The organism is Frateuria soli (assembly GCF_021117385.1).
GTDB classification, from domain to species: domain Bacteria; phylum Pseudomonadota; class Gammaproteobacteria; order Xanthomonadales; family Rhodanobacteraceae; genus Frateuria_A; species Frateuria_A soli.
This window is the reverse complement of sequence record NZ_CP088252.1, coordinates 2,812,501-2,830,488: the sequence shown is the minus strand read 5'-3', so window position 1 is coordinate 2,830,488 and position 17,988 is coordinate 2,812,501. Positions and strand designations below refer to the sequence as shown.

General features: G+C 69.2%; 18 protein-coding genes (1 of these 18 only partly in view). 6 read left to right on the top strand and 12 right to left on the bottom strand.

What is annotated here, in order from left to right; genetic code table 11:
• Positions 1-335 precede the first annotated feature (335 nt).
• Positions 336-653 carry an RcnB family protein gene (locus LQ771_RS13055; protein WP_231351911.1) on the bottom strand — a complete coding sequence of 106 codons (318 nt, stop codon included), beginning with the start codon at positions 651-653 and terminating at the stop codon, positions 336-338.
• A 130-nt stretch (positions 654-783) separates the two neighbouring features.
• Entirely contained in the window at positions 784-2,046 is a 1,263-nt protein-coding gene (locus tag LQ771_RS13050; protein WP_231349836.1) for a 6-phosphofructokinase, read from the bottom strand.
• A 172-nt stretch (positions 2,047-2,218) separates the two neighbouring features.
• Here LQ771_RS13050 and LQ771_RS13045 point away from each other — a divergent pair, with 172 nt between their 5' ends.
• A complete protein-coding gene (locus LQ771_RS13045; RefSeq protein WP_231349835.1) occupies positions 2,219-2,803 on the top strand; it encodes an adenylate kinase in 585 nt (194 codons plus the stop codon).
• A 175-nt stretch (positions 2,804-2,978) separates the two neighbouring features.
• Positions 2,979-4,334, top strand: coding sequence for a UDP-N-acetylmuramate:L-alanyl-gamma-D-glutamyl-meso-diaminopimelate ligase (gene mpl, locus LQ771_RS13040; protein WP_231349834.1), 1,356 nt, complete (start codon positions 2,979-2,981; stop codon positions 4,332-4,334).
• A 39-nt stretch (positions 4,335-4,373) separates the two neighbouring features.
• On the opposite strand, the gene LQ771_RS13035 is transcribed toward mpl, so the two are convergent.
• Complete coding sequence (locus LQ771_RS13035; RefSeq protein WP_231349833.1) at positions 4,374-5,777, bottom strand: hypothetical protein; 1,404 nt, start codon at positions 5,775-5,777, stop codon at positions 4,374-4,376.
• Entirely contained in the window at positions 5,774-6,697 is a 924-nt protein-coding gene (locus LQ771_RS13030; RefSeq protein ID WP_231349832.1) for an ABC transporter ATP-binding protein, read from the bottom strand. The genes LQ771_RS13035 and LQ771_RS13030 overlap by 4 nt, the downstream gene beginning before the upstream one ends.
• A gap of 130 nt (positions 6,698-6,827) precedes the next feature.
• Between LQ771_RS13030 and LQ771_RS13025 the strand changes: the two genes are divergently transcribed.
• Positions 6,828-7,649 (top strand): SDR family oxidoreductase, encoded by an 822-nt coding sequence (locus LQ771_RS13025; RefSeq protein WP_231349831.1) that lies wholly within the window; start codon positions 6,828-6,830, stop codon positions 7,647-7,649.
• Positions 7,650-7,792: 143 nt separating this feature from the next.
• Positions 7,793-9,139 (top strand): sigma-54 dependent transcriptional regulator, encoded by a 1,347-nt coding sequence (locus LQ771_RS13020; protein ID WP_255674172.1) that lies wholly within the window; start codon positions 7,793-7,795, stop codon positions 9,137-9,139.
• Between the two features lie 6 nt (positions 9,140-9,145).
• Here the strand turns inward: LQ771_RS13020 and LQ771_RS13015 are convergent, their stop codons facing one another.
• The 6 genes from LQ771_RS13015 to LQ771_RS12990 form a co-directional block, all read right to left on the bottom strand.
• A complete protein-coding gene (locus LQ771_RS13015) occupies positions 9,146-10,459 on the bottom strand; it encodes a transporter family protein (RefSeq protein ID WP_231349829.1) in 1,314 nt (437 codons plus the stop codon).
• A 49-nt stretch (positions 10,460-10,508) separates the two neighbouring features.
• A complete protein-coding gene (locus tag LQ771_RS13010; protein WP_231349828.1) occupies positions 10,509-11,282 on the bottom strand; it encodes a hypothetical protein in 774 nt (257 codons plus the stop codon).
• A 12-nt stretch (positions 11,283-11,294) separates the two neighbouring features.
• Positions 11,295-11,996, bottom strand: coding sequence for a C39 family peptidase (locus LQ771_RS13005; RefSeq protein ID WP_231349827.1), 702 nt, complete (start codon positions 11,994-11,996; stop codon positions 11,295-11,297).
• 119 nt (positions 11,997-12,115) lie between these two features.
• Positions 12,116-13,267 (bottom strand): adhesin, encoded by a 1,152-nt coding sequence (locus LQ771_RS13000; protein WP_231349826.1) that lies wholly within the window; start codon positions 13,265-13,267, stop codon positions 12,116-12,118.
• A gap of 27 nt (positions 13,268-13,294) precedes the next feature.
• Positions 13,295-13,936 (bottom strand): hypothetical protein, encoded by a 642-nt coding sequence (locus tag LQ771_RS12995; RefSeq protein WP_231349825.1) that lies wholly within the window; start codon positions 13,934-13,936, stop codon positions 13,295-13,297.
• A 4-nt stretch (positions 13,937-13,940) separates the two neighbouring features.
• Positions 13,941-14,363 (bottom strand): hypothetical protein, encoded by a 423-nt coding sequence (locus LQ771_RS12990; RefSeq protein ID WP_231349824.1) that lies wholly within the window; start codon positions 14,361-14,363, stop codon positions 13,941-13,943.
• 404 nt (positions 14,364-14,767) lie between these two features.
• Between LQ771_RS12990 and LQ771_RS12985 the strand changes: the two genes are divergently transcribed.
• Positions 14,768-16,012 carry an acetylornithine/succinylornithine family transaminase gene (locus LQ771_RS12985; RefSeq protein ID WP_231349823.1) on the top strand — a complete coding sequence of 415 codons (1,245 nt, stop codon included), beginning with the start codon at positions 14,768-14,770 and terminating at the stop codon, positions 16,010-16,012.
• A complete protein-coding gene (locus LQ771_RS12980; RefSeq protein WP_231349822.1) occupies positions 16,009-16,428 on the top strand; it encodes a VOC family protein in 420 nt (139 codons plus the stop codon). Before LQ771_RS12985 ends, LQ771_RS12980 begins: the two co-directional genes overlap by 4 nt.
• Positions 16,429-16,492: 64 nt before the next feature.
• Here the strand turns inward: LQ771_RS12980 and hemL are convergent, their stop codons facing one another.
• Positions 16,493-17,782, bottom strand: coding sequence for a glutamate-1-semialdehyde 2,1-aminomutase (gene hemL, locus LQ771_RS12975; RefSeq protein ID WP_231349821.1), 1,290 nt, complete (start codon positions 17,780-17,782; stop codon positions 16,493-16,495).
• A protein-coding gene (gene thiE / locus LQ771_RS12970) for a thiamine phosphate synthase (protein WP_231349820.1) crosses the window boundary here: on the bottom strand, positions 17,766-17,988 show its final stretch. It continues 428 nt past the right edge of the window; 223 of the gene's 651 nt are visible here — the last part of the coding sequence; the start codon falls outside the window, past its right edge; it ends in the stop codon at positions 17,766-17,768. Before thiE ends, hemL begins: the two co-directional genes overlap by 17 nt.

The following is a 17,988-nucleotide window of genomic DNA, read 5'->3' as shown; positions in this document are numbered from 1 at the left end:
GGTGCCTCCCCAGGTGAGTGAATACCGCCACAGGCGGGTTGCCTCACGGGCAGCTCGCCCCCGGCCGCTGAAACAGCGGCCTCGGCGAGTATAGGCAGGGGTGACGTGATTGACTGTTGTGCGCCGCAGCGGCGGGGCTGCAAAACCAGCCCTATGCCCGCAGCGGCCGGGAGAGGGGAGGCCAATGGGCCGTCGCCCCTCGATCTGCGTTCCCCCCGACGGGCTGGCCCGACGGCCGGGCCAACCTCGCCGGGACAGGTGCTTCCAGGCTTCAGGGTCCCGGAAAGCACGCGGCCGGAGCGTCGCCACTCCGGCCGCGAGATGAACCACGCAACTCAGTTGAGCACGTAGTCCAGGATGATGCCGGTGGCGATGGCGACCAGCACGTAATCGTCGTTGTCGTCGCGCACCCAGTGGTAGCCACGCGGCGGTGGACGCAGGCGCACGCGCTCGTAGTCGTGCACGACGATGACACGGCCGTCATAACGGTGACCGCGCTCCCAGTGATGGTGGCGGTCGCCGCGCCAGCCCTCGTCGTGGCCGTGCTTGTCGTGGCCGCGCCCGTGGCCGCGACCATGATCATGGTCGGCCAGCGCCGCGCCGCTGGCGGCAAGCAGGGGCAGGGCGAACAGGACGCTCAGCAGCAACTTCATCATGTGTCTCCCATGGCCGGGCGCGGGGCCCGGGTGAAACGCAGCGTAGGAATCTGCGACTGAACGGATGGTAGCCGCCCTGCACACAGACTTCACGTGACGCTCAGCAAGGAAACGGAGGTCTGTCGCCTCAGGGAAAGGCAGGCAGGCGCCTGGCAACCGCCACGTTGCGCAGGGAGGCGTAGGCGGGCAGGCCGTCCTTGCCGTAGGGCGGCGGCGCCTCGCCGCGGATCAGCGGCGACAGGTAGCGGCGCGCGGCGTCGGTGATGCCAAAGCCATCGCGGCGGATGAAGCTCCTGGGCAGCTTCTTTTCGCGATTGGCGATCCTCTTCAGTTCCGCCGGTTCGATCTTCCAGCGGTAGGGCGCCTCGGAGGTGCGCACGATCACCGGCATCACCGCGTTCATGCCGGCCAGCGCGAACTCCACCGCCGCGCGCCCCACCGCGTAGGCCTGCAGCGCGTCGGTGGCCGAGGCCAGGTGGCGGGCCGAGCGCTGCAGGTAGTCCGGCAATGCCCAGTGCACCTTGTACTCGAGCCTTTCCTTGACCAGCTGCGCCAGCACCGCCGCCACGCCGCCCAGCTGCGCGTGGCCGAAGGCGTCGCGGGTGCCGCCCTCTGCAAGGAAGCGGCCGGCCGCATCGCGTACCCCCTCGGAGGCGACCACCGTACACCAGCCCACGCGTTCGACCGTGGCCTTCACCCTGGCCAGGAACGCAGCCTCGTCGAACACGTTCTCCGGGAACAGGATGACGTGCGGCGGCGCATCCGGGCCCTCGCCGGCCAGGCCTGCGGCGGCGGCGATCCAGCCGGCGTGGCGGCCCATGACCTCCAGCACGAACACCCTGGTCGAAGTATCGGCCATCGAAGCGACGTCCAGGCTGGCCTCCAGCACCGATACGGCGGTGTACTTGGCGACCGAGCCGAAGCCCGGGCAGCAGTCGGTCACCGCCAGGTCGTTGTCCACCGTCTTGGGCACCCCGATGCAGCGGATGTCGTAGCCCATCGCCTTGCCGAGCTGCGAGATCTTCAGTGCGGTGTCGGCCGAGTCGTTGCCGCCGTTGTAGAGGAACCAGCGGATGTCGTGCGCGCGCAGCACCTCGATCAGGCGCTCGTACTCTGCGCGGTTGTCCTCCAGCGACTTGAGCTTGTAGCGGCAGGAGCCGAACGCGCCGCCAGGCGTGTGTCGCAAGGCGGCGATCGCGGATTTCGGCTCCCTGGTGGTGTCAATCAGGTCCTCGCGCAGCACGCCCAGGATGCCGTTGCGCGCCGCGTACACCGGCACGCCCTGCGCGCGCGCCGTCTCGATCACGCCGGCGGCGGTGGCGTTGATCACCGCGGTGACGCCCCCGGACTGGGCGTACAGCAGGCGGCCGGAACGGATAGCAGGACTCATGGTGATCTCCTTGGCAGGTACAGGTGCGTGCCCTTGCGAAACAGAGACTTGGCACGCATCCGGCCGCGGCGCGGTTTGACGCTGCCGGGGTCCAGACGGTACTTTGACGGTCCTCGGGTGAAATCTGACGAACCGCCGCAGCGTGCGTGCGGACCACACGCCCTGGAGCATTATGCGACTCGTCCTACTCGGTGCGCCCGGTTCGGGCAAAGGCACGCAGGCCGCGCGGCTGAAGGCCGACCTCAACGTACCGCACATCTCCACTGGCGACATGCTGCGTGCCGCGGTGACCGCGGGTACGCCGCTGGGGTTGAAGGCCAAGGCGGTGATGGACGCCGGCCAGCTGGTTTCCGATGACATCCTGCTGGGCATGCTGGAAGAGCGCCTGGCGCAGGACGATGCGCGCAACGGTTTCATCCTGGATGGCTATCCGCGCAACCTGGCGCAGGCCGACGCGCTGGACCACCTGCTGTCGCGCATCGGCCAGCCGCTGGATGCGGTGGTCAAGCTCGAAGTACCCAACGAAGCCATCATCGGCCGCTGCCAGATACGCTTCCAGGCCGAGAACCGCGCCGACGACAACCCCGACACGGTGCGCAAGCGGCTGGGTGTGTATGCCGAACAGACCGCGCCGGTGGCCGACTTCTATGCCAGGCGCGGCAAGCTGCAGGTCGTCGACGGCGTCGGCGACCTGGACGATGTGACCGCGCGCATCAAGCGCGCGCTGCAGAGCGAGTCGGCCGCGGCCAACGGCTGACGGAAAACCGGCTCCCTCTCCCGCCGGGAGAAGGGATGGGGCGAGGGGCGACCGGAGCGAGAGCAGTCGCCTCCCCCGGCCCCCGCTTCCTGCAAGACCCGTACCCTCACCCCCGGCCCCTCTCCCGGCGGGAGAGGGGGAACCCATCCGGCGAGAGGCAGGGTTTTCCAGACACATGCGCCTGCACATCCTCGGTATCTGCGGCACCTTCATGGGCGGCGTCGCCGCGCTCGCGCGCGAACTCGGCCTCGTGGTGGAAGGCTCCGATGCGGCCGTCTATCCGCCGATGAGCACCCAGCTCGAGGCCCTCGGCATCCGCCTGATGGACGGCTATACGTCCGAGCACCTCACGCCCGCGCCAGACCTGGTCGTGGTCGGCAATGCAATGACGCGCGGCAACCCCGCGGTCGAACACATGCTGAATGCGCGCCTGCGCTATGTGTCGGGCCCGCAGTGGCTGGGCGAGACGGTGCTGGCCGGGCGCGAGGTGCTGGCGGTGGCCGGCACCCATGGCAAGACCACCACTACCAGCCTGCTCTCGCACCTGCTGGAGAACGCGGGGCTGGCGCCCGGCTTCCTGGTCGGCGGGGTTCCGGGCAACTTCGGTGTGTCCGCGCGGCTGGGCGACAGGACTGCGCCGTTCGTTATCGAGGCCGACGAATACGACACGGCGTTCTTCGACAAGCGCTCGAAGTTCGTCCACTACCGCCCGCGCATCGCCATCCTCAACAATCTCGAGTACGACCACGCGGACATCTTCCCGGACCTGGCCGCGATCCAGCGTCAGTTCCACCACCTGGTGCGCACCGTGCCGGGCAACGGCCGGCTGATCGTCAACGCGCAAGACGCCGCGCTGGCCGAGGTGCTGGCGATGGGGTGCTGGACACCGGTGGAAACCTTCGGCATCGGCCAGGGCGACTGGCGTGCGCGGCTGGTCGAGCCGGACGGCTCGGTCTTCACCGTCGACTACCGCGGCGAGGCGATCGGCGAGGTGCGCTGGTCGCTGCTGGGCAACCACAGCGTGCTCAATGCATTGGCCGCGTTGGCTGCGGCCAGCGCGGCCGGCGCCGATCCGCGCAACCTGCTGCCGGCGTTCGCCAGCTTCCAGAGCGTCAAGCGGCGCATGGAACTGGTCGGCGAGGTCAACGGCGTGCGCGTCTACGACGATTTCGCGCACCATCCGACCGCGATCGCGACCACCCTGGCCGGCCTGCGCGCGAAGGTGGGCAAGGCGCGCATCCTGGTGGCGCTGGAGCCACGTTCCAACTCCATGCGCCTGGGCGCGCACGCGGCGGGCCTGGCGCCATCGCTGGTGGACGCGGATGCGGTGGTGTTCCTGCATCGCCCGGAGCTGCCCTGGGATGCCGCCCGCGTGACCGAGGCGCTGCAAGGCCGCGGGCGGGCCGAGTCCACGGTCGATGCGCTGATTGGAGCGCTGCATGCACAGGCACGGCCCGGCGACCACGTGGTGTTCATGTCCAACGGCGGTTTCGAGAATGCACCGCGTCGCTTCGTGGAAGCGCTCGGCTGACGCCCCAGGCCCTCCCGCCGCAGGGAGCGGCGCAGGATCTCACGCCAACGGCGCATCGAAACACGGCTCGCGCCGCTGGTACTCGTGCTGCGCGGCGAGCCACACACCCAGTCCGAAACCGAGCGTCAGCAGCGCCAGCAGACCGCCGCCGAAGGCGTAGCCCAGCGCGTCGACCAGCCAGACGCCCGCCCAGTACATCGCCATCGTGCCCACCAGCACCGCCGCGTTGACCAACTGCCGGCCGACCGCGTTCTGCGGCCCGATCAGGTGCACTGCCAGCGCCACCAGGCCGCCACCGGTGGCCACGACCAGCGTGACCAGCAGCATCAGCCCGGGTTGCGTGGCGTGGGTGAGCACGATGCCCAGCACGGTATAGGCCAGCGCGGTGAGCGTGCCGATCGGCACCAACACCAGCAGGGCGTCGGCGAGCGTCTGCTGATAGTCGCGGCGCGTGGCCGGCGCCAGCGTCAGGTACAGGTCGGCCAGGTTGGGGCGCATGCGCTGCATGCCGCGGCCGATCTGCGGAAAACGCGCCAGCGCGATCAGCACGGCGTACGCGCCCACCACGGTCGCGTTGAAATGCTTCCGGTGCAGCGCCACCACCACGTACAGCGTGGCGAACACCGCCATGATCGCGATGCGCAGCGCGATCGCGGCGGCGTTGTCGTGCGGCAGCAGCAGCCGGCGCACGAGCGCGCGACGTCGCGCGGCGGACGGCTGCCCGCGGTAACGGGCCAGGGCGCGATCCATCGCCTGCTGCGCGATCGCGTCGAACCAGCCCTCGAAGCGCCGGCCGAGCGCGCTGCGCCGCGGTGCCGTCCCTGCGCCGGTGCCGCGCCCCATGCTCAGCCCTTCCAGCGGCGAGGTATCCGGCGGCCGATCGGCCACCTGCAGCATCGGGTGCAGCGCCAGTCGCAGCAGCAGCACGGCCAGGAGCAGCAGCAACGGCAGCGTGAGCGGCGAGCGCAGTGCGCCCTGCACGATCGCCTCGACCAGCCCCGGCATCCAGCCGGCCAGCACCAGCAGCGGCCAGAACAGCAGGCTCACCCAGCGCTCCACGCCCATGGCGAAGCCCATTGCCGCCGCGAGCAGCAACAGCGCGCCGCCCAGCGCGACGTACGGTACGCCCAAGGCCAGCGCCAGCAGCGCGGGCTGCCCGACCCAGGCTGTCGCATCCAGCAGGCCGAAGATCGCCAGCCGATGACGGAACCCCGGCAGCAGGAAGGTTTCCGGCTGGCACGCGCTGCGCAGCGTGGTGGCCAGGCCCAGGTGCCAGAACCAGCTACCCATCGCCAACAGCCCGGCGCCCAGCGCCGCGCCGTCGGTATGTGGCGTGATCCACACCAGGCAGGCCAGTGCCCCCAGCCACAGCAGATGTGCAAGCACGCCCAGCAGCGGCATCTGCCGGCTGGGCAGCAACCACAGCTGGGCAATTGCCCTCATGCCAGTTCCACGAACAGGTCTTCCAGCGTGGGCATCTCGATGCGCAGGCTGGCGTCCTCGTCCTTGGCAAGCTGGTGCAGTCGTTCGGCCGGCACGTCTTCCAGCAGCAGGTGCAGGCTCGCGCCGGTGATGCGCGACTTGACCACCCCGGCCATCGTCGGTGTCGTGGTCCAGCCGGCTGGGCGGTTGAGCACCGCGTGGGACAGCCGCGCCTTGAGCTCGGCCAGCGGCCGGGTGAACTGGATGTGGCCGTCGCGCAGCAGCGCGATGTCGGCGTCGGCACGTTCGAGGTCGGCCGTGATGTGGGTGGAGAAGACCACCGTCTTGCCGGGTCCGCGCATCAACGCGAGCAGCTCGGCCATGAACGCGCGCCGCGCCTGCGGATCGAGGCTGGCGACCGGCTCGTCCAGCACCAGCAGGTCCGGCTCCGGCGCGATCGCGCGCACAATGGCGAGCTTCTGCCGTTGTCCCTGCGAGAGCCGGCCGATCTTCTGCCTGGGGTCGAGCTCCCACTCCTGCAGCAGGCGCGCGGCCAGTGCGTGGTTCCATTGCGCGTAGAAGGCCGCGGTGAAGTCCAGGTAGGCGCGCACCTTCATCCAGGGAAACAGTTCGAAATTCTGCGGCACGAACCCCACCCGGTGCAGGCGCTCGCCTCCGGGCTCGGTCATCGCCGCGCCCAGCAGCTCGACCGTGCCGGCGTCGATCGGCGCCAGGCCGAGCAGGCAGCGCAGCAGGGTCGTCTTGCCCGCGCCGTTGCGGCCGAGCAGGCCGACCACCCGCCCGGCCGGGACCTCCCAGTCCACGCCTCGCAAGACCTCGCGTCCCTCGAAGGCCTTGCGCACACCCCGCACGCGCAGGACCGGCTCGACCGTGGCGCGGGCCATCGGGGAAGAGGCGGGAAAGGGCAGCAGCGTGGCCATCGGCAGCGGTTCCGGTCCGGACCGGGACACTGTGGAGGCCGGCGGCGCGCGCGTCCAGTGATGGTTGTCATCCGGGGGCAGCGGGTGCGCCGGAGTATCCTGCCCTTCTCCCATACAGGCGCGCACCGCCATGACTGACACGCTGGCCGGCAAGACCCTGTTCATCACTGGTGCCTCGCGCGGCATCGGCCTGGCGATCGCCGTGCGCGCGGCCCGCGACGGCGCCAACATCGTGATCGCCGCCAAGAGTGGCGTGCCCAACCCGCGGCTGCCCGGCACCATCCATACCGCGGCGGCCGCCGTGGAAGAGGCCGGCGGCAAGGCGCTGGCACTCAAGGTGGACATTCGCGAGGAAGATCAGGTCAGGACGGCCGTGGCACAGGCGGCCGAGCGCTTCGGCGGGATCGACATCCTGGTCAACAACGCCAGCGCGATCTGGCTGGCCGGCGTGGAGGACACGCCGATGAAGCGGTTCGACCTGATGCACCAGGTCAACACGCGCGGCACCTTCCTGGTCACCCAGGCCTGCCTGCCGCACCTGAAGCGCGCCGCCAACCCGCACGTGCTGATGCTGGCGCCGCCACCCAGCCTGGATCCGAAATGGTTCGCCCCGCATACCGCCTACACCATCGCCAAGATGGGCATGAGCCTTTGCGTACTGGGCATGAGCGGCGAATTTGCCCCGCTCGGCATCGCCGTCAATGCGCTGTGGCCGCGTACGGTGATCGCCACGGCCGCCATCGGCATGATCGAGGGCGTGCGGGCTGAACAGTGCCGCCGGCCGGAGATCGTGGCCGATGCGGCGCACGCCATGCTGACCCGTCCGGCCCGGCAGTACAGCGGCCATTTCGCCCTCGATGAGGACCTGCTGCGAGAGCAGGGCGTGGTCGATTTCGACCGCTACGCGGTCCAGCCCGGCGCGCCGCTGCTTCCGGACCTTTTTCTGCATTGACCTCGCCTTCACGCCCGCTGTCGTTACTTCTTCCACCCGGTTTTGTGATATTGATCACAGTCCGTCGCCCCGGAAGGGCGGCATTGCAGCTGGGACCCACCGGCTGATCGACACAGGACATTCCGTCAGGGGCGGAGGTGGCGATGAACGCGGCATTGACATTACCCAGACGCTGCGTCGTCTGGTTCGGACGACCCGACGACATGGAACGCAACGGACTGGCCCGTTCCGGGTGGCCCGTGCGCGTGGCCGACGTGAAGGCAAGTGGCGTGGGTGCCCGCAATGGCGACGTCGTGGTTGCGCTGGCCGACCTGCGCCAGGACGATCCCGACACGCTGGAGGCGATGGAAGACATGGTCGCCGAGCACCCTGGCGTGCCCTGGATCGCCCTGGTCTCGCCCGAGACGCCCGCCCACGAACCCCGCGCAACCTCGATCCTGCGCGACTGCATGGCGGTGTTCACCAGCCCCATCGATTTCCCGCGGCTGCGCGAATCGCTGGATCGCCTGGCGCAGGGCGGCGTGCCCGCGCGCAGTGAGCCGGACATGCCGGGGCTGGTCGGCGCCAGTGAGGCGATGCGCACCTTGCGCGTCGGCTTGCGCAAGTACGCGCCGGTGGACCTGCCGGTGCTCGTCACCGGCGAGACGGGCACTGGCAAGGAAGTGGCCGCGCGCGTCATCCACCAGCTGTCGCCACGGGCGGAGCATCTGTTCGTGGCGATCAACTGCGGTGCGCTGCCGGCCAACCTGGTGCAATCGGAACTGTTCGGTCACGAACGCGGTGCCTTCACCGGCGCCACCACCCGCCGCATCGGCCATATCGAGAGCGCAAGCGGCGGCACTGTATTTCTGGACGAGATCGGCGACCTGCCGCTGGATGCCCAGACCAGCCTGCTGCGCTTCCTGCAGGAGGGCACGATCGTGCGGGTCGGCAGCAGCCATAGCCTGCGCGCGGACGTGCGCGTGCTGGCTGCCACCCATGTGGACATGGAAAAGGCCGTTGCCGCCGGGCGCTTCCGCCAGGACCTCTATTACCGGCTCAACGTGTTGCGCGTGCAGATGCCCTCGCTGCGCGAGCGCGGCGGCGACGTGGAACTGCTGGCACAGCATTTCCTGGACGTCTTCCGCGAACAGCACGGATGTCGCGCGCAGGCCTTCAGCGCGGCGGCGCGCCGCGCGCTGCGTGCGTTCAGCTGGCCGGGCAACGTGCGCGAGCTCATCAATCGCGTGCAGCGGGCGGCCGTGGTGGCCGAAGATTCCCTGATCAGCGTGCACGACCTGGACCTGCCGGTGCGCCCCGGTCATGCGCCGGCGGCGCTGGACCGCGTGCGCGTGACGGCCGAGCGCGACGCGCTGGTCGCCTGCCTGCGCGATACCCGCTTCAACGTCAGCGAATGCGCGCGGCGGCTGGGCGTCGCGCGGGTCACGATCTACCGCCTGTGCAAAAAGCATGGCGTGGCGCTGGACAAGCTGGCCCAGGCCACGTCTTGAACCTGCTCAGAACATGTAGGGGATCTTGAAGGTCAGGCTGAAGTCCGGTGCGTCCGGGGTCAGCCCGATGCCGAGCATGGAGACCAGCGTGGTGTGCTGGTTCAGGGCGTGGGTAACGCCCATGTTGAAGGTGGCGGCGTTCGCGTCCGAGCCGATCACCTTGGCCCAGGGCGAGCCCTTGTAGCGCAACGAGGCCTTGGCGGTGAGCTTGTCGCTGAACGACAGGCTCAGACTGGTGCGCTCGTTGAATGCGAAGGCCACGCCGGCACCGAAGTAATAGCTGTTGCCCAGCTTGACCGAGCCGGGGTTCTGCGTTTCCGGATCGGTATTGATGTCGTCGAAGTCGCGTGACTTCGAATAGATGTAGCCGAGGTTGGCGAAGATGATCGCCGGGTCCATGGTCTTGACCGCCGACAGGCCCAGGTTTGCCTGCCATACGCCGTTGCCGGTGGGCTGTTTCTCCGGCACGGCGAAGCGGATGTACTGGTCGTCGTCGCGTTGGAGCACCTTCCAGTCGATGCCGTAGGGCGATTGCCCGGTCGGCGCAGTGATGCCCAGGGTCAACACCGTGTCGGGCCGCGTACCGGTCTCGTCGAATAGCTTGTAGTTGGCGCTCAGCCCGAGGTCGCCCAGGCCTGCGCCGGTGGTGTCCTCCTCCGCGATCGCCGCCGCCGAGCCGCCGGCCCCGCCCTTCTGGTAGACCGTCTTGCGGTAGAGGTAGGGCACGTCCAGGTTCAGGGTCAGGCGCGGGCTGACGCCGTAGCGCGCGGCCAGGTTGTAGGTGAGCGAGTCCGACTTGACGTCCTCGATGGCGATGTTGCCGAGGAAAATCGCATCCAGCGCAAGGAAGCCGTTGAGCGTGATCTGGTTGCGGTCGTAGCGCGCGTAGCTGATGCTGTTCTCGAGCGTGAACTTGCGGTCGAACAGCGCGTGCTCCTGCTGCAGCGCATCCTTGAGGCTGCGCGTGGGCGTCTCCTGGCGCGCGGCTTCCGCCTCGGCGGCACTGCCGGCGTGGTTGCCTTCGTCGGGAGGCGTGGCCTGGGCCACCTGTGCCGGTGGCGGCGTACCGCCCGGCGCGGGCAGGCTGGACGGCGCGCTCTTGCCGGCCAGTTTGGCCTGCAAGGCCTGTACCTGCATGTCCAGTTCGCGTAACTGGCGCACCTGCTGCGCGTAGCTGGCCTTCAGCGCCTGCAACTGGGCCATCAGGGTCTGCACCTGGGCCTCGTCCTGCAACGTGGGCGCCGCCTGGGCGGAAAGGTCGAAGGGCAGGCCGACGAACAGCCCGCAGGCCACCGCGGTGGCTAACAAGGTCTTTTGCATGTGTGTGATCTCCCCTGGGACCGGACGCGCACCGGGCGGTGGCGCGCGCTCAGTACGTTGCGATGCCTCGGGTGAGGCCGATCGCCTGCGCCACGTTGAGCGCAAGCGGTGCGTTGGCGGGAGCGACCTGGCGTATCAGGTCGATCTCCAGCCGGTTGCTCACGCTCTGGCCGTCCGCGGTGAGCTGTACGCTCTGGCCGAGACTGCCGTCGCGGATCCACTGCTGCACCGTGCCCTGGCCGGCGATGGCCAGTCGCACGCCGGCGGATTGGCTGTCGAAACCGACCGACACGCTGGCGTTGCCGTCGCTCGCGCTGGCACCGCTGGTGCCGCTGCCTGCGATGCCTGCGATGCCTGTGGCAGGTGCGTCGCCGTTGCGGATGGTCAGTCGGGTCACGTTGCTTGCCAGGTTGCCGTCGCCGGCCACCTGCACGCTCTGCAGCAGGCCGCCAACGTTGGCGAGCCCGCTGCCGTCGACGTTGCGGGTGCCGCTGGCGGGCATCGGTACGGGGGCGTCGGCGCGGGTGAGCGTCACGCTGGGCGTGAAGGTCAGCGTCGGCTGGCCGCTGCCGCTGCTGAAATCCATGCCGAAGGCCAGCGTCCCCTGCAGCAGCTGGCCGGAGGCGGTCTGCCAGGTCGAGATCATCGTCACGCCGAACCAGGCGATCGTGTGGTCGTCGATGGTGTAGCGCCCGCGCATGGCATTGAGCTCGGGATCGGCCAGCTCGTGCAGGCCGGCGCCGGGCGCGTCCGCTGCGCGCGCGTGGAGCGCGGGGGTCAGCAGCAACGCGGCGGCAAGTAGGGAGTAGGGACGGCGGAACATGGCATGGGTACCTCAGAACAAATCAGCGTTGCTGAATCCGAAATCGAGCAGTTCGGCGTCAGTGATCGGTCCCTGTCGGGCATAAAGCGCGCGCGCGCTGGCCTTGCCTTCGAGTTGCAGCAGCACGGTGCGACGGTCGAAGTCGTTGCCGATCACCACGAACACGGCGCGCGAGGGCCATCCCTGGAGAAAATCGGCGAGCGTCATGCTGCGGTTGCCCAGCATCGGATCAGCCAGTTCCACGGTGTCGCCGTGGACCTGCTTGAGCACCACGAAATGCCGGAAGCCGCGCACGTCCATCAGCACCAGGCCCGGCACGCGCAGGCTGCGCAGGCGCGACTCATCGACGCGGTAGCCGCGGCCGCGCATGCCCAGCGCTTCGACGTAGTGCTTGATGTCAAGCAGCGAGAAGCCGCGCTGCTTGACCAGGTTTTCGTCGGACACGCCGAGCATGCCCTGGATCACGACCGCCTCGTCCACGTCCAGGTGGTAGGCGTAGCGCAGGATGGTGGCCAGCGCGGCGGCGCCGCAGCTGTAGTCGGTCTCCTGCCGGACCAGGTTGCGGAAGCGTGCTTCCTGCATGCTCTCGACGGGGTGCACATACAGCCCGCCGTTCGGCAACACGCCGCCGAAGCGCACCTCGCCGGCGCGCGCGGACGCCAGGGCGCCGATCGCGAGGCCGCACAGCAGGAAGGTCCGTGTGATCAGTCGCATGGGTTTCCACCACTGGAAGGAAGTCCCCCCGGCCCGCAGGGGCCGGGCCGGGGGGTTCCATAGGAACCCGGCTGCGGACAGCCGGGTACCGCCCTCGTTGGCCTGCCTTGGCCGAAGTCTTACGGGGTGGGCTGCGCCACGGCCATCGACAGGCTGTTGGCCTGCAGGTTGCCGGTGCCGGAGGCCACGTTCACGCCGATGTTGCCGGTTGCGTTCTGGAAGGCGTTGCCGGACAGGCTGGCGTCGTTGGTGGCGTCCACCACCACGTACCGCGAGGTGGTCACGGTGCCGCACAGGTCGGCGAACAGCTCGCTGGACGAGATCTCCGCGAAGCCCAGCAGACCGGACTCGCTGCCCTGCATGCTGCCGCTCTCACTGCCGGCGGAGTGGCTGTCGGTGTCGAAGCCCAAGCCGCCGACGCCCGGACGGTACGGATTCTGGACCGCGCCCTGGGTCTCGCTGTCGAAGTCCACGTGACCGGTGGAGAAGCCACCCGGATGGGAGTCGCCGGTCCAGGAATCCGGATAGAGATTGCTCGCCTGGTAGGCGTTGCCGCGGCTGTCGGACGAGGTGCTGCCCGAGTAGCTGCCGCTGGTGCTGCCCTCGTAGCCGCCGATGCCGAAGCCGAGCGAATAGCCCGAGACGGTACCGCGCAGGCGGACGGTGGTGGTGTCGTCATAACGCTCGACGCGGCCGGCGTTGCTCACGACGTTGCCCGAGGACACCTGGTTGGCATCGACGCCCGCGTGGGCGAACTTGGTGGTGGCGACCGCCGCGGCCAGCGCGTTCTTCTGCTCGTTGTTGTTGCCCGAGGCGACGTTCACGCCAATGTTGCCGGAGGCATTCCGGAACGCGTTGTCGGTCACGCCGGCGCTGTTGGTGACGCCCTGGTTGACGACGAGGTTGCCCATGCCCGACTGGCCAACGTAGACCTCCGAGTCCGCCATGCCGAAGGTGAAGCTGGCGTCGGTCGCGGCCAGCGCGGCGGCGTTGTCCTGCGCGTTGTTGTCACCGGCGGCGACGTTCATGCCGATGTTGCCCGAGGCACGGGCGGCGGTGCGGTCCTTGATGGTGCTGGTGTTGCTCAGCTTGTCGTTGCCGGCCACATTCCCGGTCACCGACTGGCTGTTGTCGACCGAAGCGATGGCCGCCGAGTCGATCTTCGAATGATGATGGTCGTGGCCTTCGCCCTCGCTGGCATAGGCCATCGAACTGCCGAACAGCGTGGCGACCGCCAGGGCGATCAGGGTCTTCTTCGTGGAAGCGTTCATGGTGTCCTCTCTCCGGTTTTTATCGGTTCACCGCGGCAGGTCCGACACGGACAGCGACAGGATGTTGCCCGTGGCATTGCCCGATCCCGCGGTCTGGTTGAGTTGCAGCACGCCACGGAAACCCTGCATGGCGCCCGCGGCGACCGACACGCTGCGCGTGCCTTCGCCCGGTGCGTCGGGTTCCGTTCCCGGCTGCATTTCTGCCGACGCGGAGACGGCGGCGGACAGGGAGCCGTCCGTCGTCTCGCGTATGCCCTGGCTGGCCAGCGCCGCGGCGACCGCATTGAGCTGCGTGTTCGCGCTGCCGCTGACCTGGTTGATGGAAACCAGTCCGTGCGCGCCGGCAAGCACCTGCCCGGCGATGGTGGCCTGCGCATCCAGCGGCGCGTTGGCCTGGTTGCCTGCGGTCCGCTGGCGCGCATCGATCCAGGCCTGCGCATCCGGACCAGTGGCGAACGCACGCAGGTTGGCCTGGCTGTTGAGATCGCCTGCTGCCAGATTCACCGTGATGCTGCCTTCGGCGCCCTGCAGCACATGGCCATCCAGATGGCTGCTGGTGAGATAGCCGAGCATGGCCGCGTAGTCGTCATCGCGGGCATGGGCGCGGGTACTGGGCAGCGCCAGCACCGCAAGGCCGGCGAGACAGGCAAGAAGGGTCGTGCGGCACATGGCTTCAATGCCCGTTGCCGAAAGGCAGTTGCGTGAGCGCGCCCTGCACCTGGTCGGCGATGGTGCCGGTCGCGTTGCCGACGGCCCCGACCGGGGCTGCGACGGTGTTGCTCACGCCATTGCCGGCCACCGTGGTGCCGCTGTTGTCGCGCACCAGCATGCCGTCGAGCGTGCGTGCGGCGGTCGGTTGCAGTTGTGTCCCGGCCGAGGGCGAGGCACCCATCTGCGCGATGTCCTGGTCGGAAAGCTCGCCGTTGCCGAGCGAGGCGAGGATTTCCGGTCGTGGCGAGGGCGACACCATCAGCGCCATGCCCGGCGGCGCGGGCCGGGCCGCCGGCCGCGTGGAGACGGTGCGCAGCACCACGATGTCGCCCGGCTGGGCCGCGACGGCCCGGTGCGCGTCCGCTGCGAGACCGGCCAAGGGCATGCCGACGAGCGCCGCCAGGGCCACGAGCGGCAGAAGCGGGCAGCGGCGGAGGGGAAAGGCAGATGCGGGTTCCATGGCGTGGGCTCGTTCCTTCGGTGATTGCCCTGATGGCAAGCGCCGTGCCAACCCCCGACGGAGTGGCCAAACCGCGCCGTAGCGCGGCCTCCCGGCTCCCGGCGCCTGAACGCCCCGCGCGTCGGGTGTTACAGCGGGCGGCGTGGAGATCGCCTGTGAAGAGCTGCAGCCCGCGTGCAGCCGGGCTCCGGCGCGTGGTGTAACAGCAGCGATACACCTGTGCGGCTGTTACAGCGGAGCCCCCGAGCCACGGTGCTAGCATGCGCGGGCGACGCCCGGTCGCATTCCCCAGCATGTTGCGACGGCGCCCGTGCGCCGCCGGAGAGGCCATGTCCACGCAAGACGCTTCCCTGATCGATCTGGCCCGGCGCTACTGGCTGCCGGTGTATCGCCCGCGCGAGCTGGTGCTCGACCATGGCCGTGGTGCGCGGCTGTGGGACACGCAGGGGCGCGACTACCTCGACTTCGGCGCCGGAATCGCGGTCAACAGCCTGGGTCACCAGGACCCGGACCTGCTCGCCGCGCTCACCGCGCAGGCGCACAAGCTGTGGCACAGCAGCAACGTGTTCTATACCGAGCCGCCGCTGAGGCTCGCGCAGGAACTGGTGGAGGCATCGGGCTTCGCCGAGCGCGTGTTCCTGTGCAACTCGGGCGCGGAGGCGAACGAGGCGGCGATCAAGCTGGTGCGCCGCTGGGCCTCGACGCAGGGGCGTGGACCCGAGCGACGCACCATCGTCACCTTCCGCGGTTCGTTCCATGGCCGTACGCTCGCCACCGTCACCGCGACCGCACAGCCCAAGTACCAGGAAGGCTACGAACCGCTGCCGGGCGGTTTTCGCTACATCGACTTCAACGACGAGCGTGCACTGGAAGCGGCTTTCGCGCACGGCGACGTGGCCGCGGTGATGGTCGAGCCGGTGCAGGGTGAGGGCGGCGTGCGTCCGGCGGCAGCGGGCTTCCTCCGCCACGCGCGCGAGCTCTGCGACCGGCATGACGCATTGCTGGTGCTGGACGAGATCCAGTGCGGCATGGGGCGCACCGGGACCTTGTTCGCGCATGTGCAGGACGGCGTGGAGCCGGACATCGTGACGCTGGCCAAGGCGCTTGGCGCGGGCTTTCCCATCGGCGCCATGCTGGCCGGCCCGAAGGTGGGCCAGATCATGCAGGTCGGCGCGCACGGTTCCACTTTCGGCGGCAATCCGCTGGCTGCAGCGGTTGCCCGCGTGGCGCTGGCCAAGCTCGGCTCGCCGGCGGTGCTGCTCAACGTCGAGCGCCAGGCCAACGAGCTGCGAGCCGCCCTGGCCGCGATCGACGAGGAACTGGGCCTGTTCGAGGAAGTGCGTGGGCGTGGCCTGATGCTGGGCGCGGCGCTGGCCGAACCTCATCGCGGCAAGGCCGGCGCCATCCTTGACGTCGCCGCGGCCCACGGTGTGCTGTTGTTGCAGGCCGGGCCCGACGTGTTGCGCCTGTTGCCGCCATTGACGATCACCGACGAGGAACTGGCCGAGGGCGTTGACCGCCTGCGCTCGGCATTCACGGCCTTCCTCGCCACTCCAGCCGGAGACACGCCATGAAATACCTGCACACCATGGTTCGCGTGCGCGACCTGGACGCGTCGCTGCGCTTCTACTGCGACGGGCTGGGCTTGCGCGAGGCACGCCGCAGGGAGGTTCCGGATGGAAAGTACACCCTGGTGTTCCTTGCGGCGCCGGACAGCCCCGAGGCGGAGCTCGAGCTCACTTTCAACTGGGGCTCGGACGAGGACTACGGCTCGGCACGCAACTTCGGCCACCTGGCCTTCCGCGTGGAAGACATCTACGCCACCTGCCAGCGCCTGAAGGACATGGGCTACACCATCCACCGTCCGCCGCGCGACGGCCACATGGCGTTCGTGCGCTCGCCCGACCTGATTTCGATCGAGCTGCTGCAGGAGGGCCACCTGCCGCCGCAGGAGCCATGGGCATCGATGCCCAACACCGGCAGCTGGTAGGAAGAAGCGGACGGCCTGGGGCTCCGACTGCCGCGCGGCGCTGCCGCGGCAGCCGGCAGGCAGCTCACGCCTCCCGCCGGGCTTCGCGCAATGCGCCGCGGGCGGCTTCCAGCGTGTCGGCGATGTCCTGCTCGCTGTGCGCGCTGGACAGGAAACCCGCCTCGAACGCGCTCGGCGCCAGGTAGACGCCGCGCCTCAACATGCCGTGGAAGAAGCGGTTGAAGAGGGCCGTGTCCGCGGCGATGGCCTGTGCGTAGCTGGTTACCGCCTGGCGGGTGAAGAACAATCCGAACATGCCCCCCACGCGGTTGGTGCTGAACGGCACGCCTTCGGCATCCGCCACCGCCTGCAATCCGTCGCACAACAGCCGCGTTCTGGCGGCCAGTGCCTCGTGGAAGCCGGGCGCCTGGACCAGTTCCAGCATCGCCAGGCCCGCCGCCATGGCGACGGGATTGCCCGAAAGCGTGCCGGCCTGGTAGATCGGGCCGGCTGGCGCGATCTGTTCCATGAGGTCGCGGCGTCCGCCGTAGGCGCCTACCGGCATGCCGCCGCCGATCACCTTGCCGAACGTGGTCAGGTCCGGCTTCACGCCGTAATGCGCCTGCGCACCCCCCAGCGCCACGCGGAAGCCGGTCATCACTTCGTCGAAGATCAGCACCGCGCCGTGGCGCGTGCACAGCTCGCGCAGGCCCTTGAGGAAGTTGTCCTCCGGCGGGATGCAGTTCATGTTGCCGGCGACCGGCTCGATGATCAGGCCGGCGATGTCGGCACCTTGCTGGGCGAACAGCGCCTCGGCCGCGGCAAGGTCGTTGTAGGGCAGGGTGAGCGTCAGGTCGGCGGCGGCCTTGGGTACGCCCGGAGAGGTCGGCACGCCGAAGGTCAATGCGCCGGAACCGGCCTTGACCAGGAAACTGTCGCCATGGCCGTGGTAGCAACCCTCGAATTTCACGATCCTGCCGCGGCCGGTCGCACCGCGCGCCAGCCGGATCGCGGACATCGTCGCCTCGGTGCCGGAGTTGACCATGCGCACCATTTCCACCGAGGGCACCAGGCGTGTGATCACCTCTGCCATGGTCACTTCGGCCGGCGACGGGGTGCCGAAGGACAGGCCATCGCGCACCGCACGCTCCACGGCCTGGCGTACGTGCGGGTGGTTGTGGCCGACGATCATCGGTCCCCATGAACCCACGTAGTCGATATAGCGGGTGCCTTCCACGTCCCACAGGTAGGCGCCATCGGCGCGCGCGGTGAAGAACGGCTCGCCGCCGACCGATTTGAAGGCGCGTACGGGCGAGTTGACGCCGCCGGGCATCAGCCGCTTTGCACGCTGGTAAAGCTCATGGTTGGTGGTCATGGAGGAACTCGTTGGGAGAAGGACGGTAAAGGTCGGCCAGGCGGCGGGCGGCTGCCCGCACGTCGCTGCTGCCAAAGATGGCGGAAACGGCGGCAAGATAGTCGGCACCGGCATCGACCAGGATCGCGCCATTTTCCGGCGTGATGCCACCGATCGCCACCCGTGGAACGCGCAATGCGGCGCTCTGCCTCAGTAGTTCCGGCGAC

Coding starts and splice junctions, on each gene's coding strand:
- LQ771_RS13055 (WP_231351911.1), bottom strand. CDS start 653: ATGAAGTTGCTGCTGAGCGTCCTGTTCGCCCTGCCCCTGCTTGCCGCC.
- mpl (WP_231349834.1), top strand. CDS start 2,979: ATGCGCCTGCACATCCTCGGTATCTGCGGCACCTTCATGGGCGGCGTC.
- LQ771_RS13015 (WP_231349829.1), bottom strand. CDS start 10,459: ATGCAAAAGACCTTGTTAGCCACCGCGGTGGCCTGCGGGCTGTTCGTC.
- LQ771_RS13000 (WP_231349826.1), bottom strand. CDS start 13,267: ATGAACGCTTCCACGAAGAAGACCCTGATCGCCCTGGCGGTCGCCACG.
- LQ771_RS13030 (WP_231349832.1), bottom strand. CDS start 6,697: ATGGCCACGCTGCTGCCCTTTCCCGCCTCTTCCCCGATGGCCCGCGCC.
- LQ771_RS12980 (WP_231349822.1), top strand. CDS start 16,009: ATGAAATACCTGCACACCATGGTTCGCGTGCGCGACCTGGACGCGTCG.
- LQ771_RS12985 (WP_231349823.1), top strand. CDS start 14,768: ATGTCCACGCAAGACGCTTCCCTGATCGATCTGGCCCGGCGCTACTGG.
- LQ771_RS13050 (WP_231349836.1), bottom strand. CDS start 2,046: ATGAGTCCTGCTATCCGTTCCGGCCGCCTGCTGTACGCCCAGTCCGGG.
- LQ771_RS12990 (WP_231349824.1), bottom strand. CDS start 14,363: ATGCCCTTGGCCGGTCTCGCAGCGGACGCGCACCGGGCCGTCGCGGCC.
- LQ771_RS12995 (WP_231349825.1), bottom strand. CDS start 13,936: ATGTGCCGCACGACCCTTCTTGCCTGTCTCGCCGGCCTTGCGGTGCTG.
- hemL (WP_231349821.1), bottom strand. CDS start 17,782: ATGACCACCAACCATGAGCTTTACCAGCGTGCAAAGCGGCTGATGCCC.
- LQ771_RS13010 (WP_231349828.1), bottom strand. CDS start 11,282: ATGTTCCGCCGTCCCTACTCCCTACTTGCCGCCGCGTTGCTGCTGACC.
- LQ771_RS13020 (WP_255674172.1), top strand. CDS start 7,793: ATGAACGCGGCATTGACATTACCCAGACGCTGCGTCGTCTGGTTCGGA.
- LQ771_RS13035 (WP_231349833.1), bottom strand. CDS start 5,777: ATGAGGGCAATTGCCCAGCTGTGGTTGCTGCCCAGCCGGCAGATGCCG.
- LQ771_RS13005 (WP_231349827.1), bottom strand. CDS start 11,996: ATGCGACTGATCACACGGACCTTCCTGCTGTGCGGCCTCGCGATCGGC.
- LQ771_RS13045 (WP_231349835.1), top strand. CDS start 2,219: ATGCGACTCGTCCTACTCGGTGCGCCCGGTTCGGGCAAAGGCACGCAG.
- LQ771_RS13025 (WP_231349831.1), top strand. CDS start 6,828: ATGACTGACACGCTGGCCGGCAAGACCCTGTTCATCACTGGTGCCTCG.